This window comes from Schnuerera sp., assembly GCF_035459645.1.
Lineage (GTDB): Bacteria > Bacillota > Clostridia > Tissierellales > Tepidimicrobiaceae > Schnuerera.
The window spans coordinates 1-1,590 of record NZ_DATHXO010000469.1 but is presented as its reverse complement, the minus strand read 5'-3'; the positions used below and the strand labels follow the sequence as shown (position 1 = coordinate 1,590).

The 1,590-nt window shown below is 26.2% G+C and carries 2 protein-coding genes; both read right to left on the bottom strand.

From position 1 onward, the window contains the following. Window positions 1-38: 38 nt before the first annotated feature. Window positions 39-1,007, bottom strand: coding sequence for a YncE family protein (locus tag VK998_RS11070; protein ID WP_325228281.1), 969 nt, complete (start codon window positions 1,005-1,007; stop codon window positions 39-41). Continuing rightward, the coding region (locus VK998_RS11065) for a hypothetical protein (RefSeq protein WP_325228280.1) at window positions 1,007-1,590 on the bottom strand (584 nt) is incomplete at its 5' end. The genes VK998_RS11065 and VK998_RS11070, both read right to left, overlap by 1 nt.

The following is a 1,590-nucleotide window of genomic DNA, read 5'->3' as shown; positions in this document are numbered from 1 at the left end:
GGTGTTATAATACTCAATCTCATCTTTTACGCTTTAAATTATAAATTATATACATGTATATATCCTGTTGGATGATCATATTCTACTACAAATAGTTTAGAACCATCTGGAGTTATAAATATACCAGTATTTCCTAAATTATTAGTAAGTGATGTATTTAGTATTCTTGTTAGGTTTGATACACTTGGTACCCAAGGAAAACTTAAATAATATTGATGTATTGTATTAGTCCCAAAACTTGTTAAATACATTTTTCTTCCAGTACTATCAAAAAATATATCTGTAACAGTACCAGTAAAAACATCAAAAAGTTGTGAAGTAAGAAATGCAGTACTAATATCCCATGCTATTGCTAATGAGTATGTATAAATACAGAATATGTCACTACCATTGTCATTATTTATTATGTACATTTTAGTACCATCTGGTTTAAAAAATATATCTGTAGGATAATTACCTTCATTAGCAACACTAAAACTTCTTATATATGTTGGATTTGTAGCATTGTATGCTGGATTTAAACTATATTGTTTAACACTGTCTGAATAACTACCAACTATATACATATTTAATCCACTCTCTTCTATATAAATACCTTGTACAATATTTTCTTTAGGTGAAATAATATATACATCCCATGATGTGTATGTTGATACATCCCAAGGAGTTGATAAATCATATGAATATATATGACCATCAACGCCACTAGTACTAGTAACTAAGAATAATTTAGTACCAGTAGGATTAAACCATAAATCTTGAACATAATTAGGTACTGATAAACTATAAGTAGTTTCATATGTTATATCATCTACAGGAGTATAATTTCTAAATCTTAACATACTATTTGCAGGAGCATAGGAATCGGTATTATAAGTAGGATCAAAATAAGATGATTCTGCATTATCAAAACAACTCTGAAGATTATTTCCAGGAGATGCATGACTTGATACAGAATTATAAACATCTTGTAAATTAAAACTATTTGTATTTGGTACTGCTGTCATTATATTTCTACTTTTTTATATGTGCTATATGATTTATCTTTGTAAAACCTATGACCATTTCTAGCCACTTCTTTCCAAGCATCTCTTAATAATAATTCTTTTATTTTATTACTTATATTATTTAGAGGTGTATCAACTATAAGATCTCCAAAATAATTTATTTGATTCGTTTCTGATAATACACACTTTTCATTAATAAGTAAAAAAGCTATCCTTTCTTGTTCTTGTCTTGAATATGGTTCAATTCCATGTAAATTTAAAATTATTTTAGAATTAGCTATATATTGATCTTGAATCTCTTTATTTAATCCAGTAGTTGTTACTATTGAATAATTATGATATAAACTGGGATATATATCTTTGAGTTTATTTAATCTTATATCATTCATATAGCCATATACTAGAACATCTATTTCTGGGTCTCTTTTATTTTCAATCCTTTTTAGATTTTTAGTATATTTAAATGGTAATATTTTATCTACTTTAATATCAAACCAACTTAAATATACGGCATTTAATTCATCATAATCCCATATTTCATCAGCACCTCTTATATTTTCAATATATATTGGTACATCAAAAT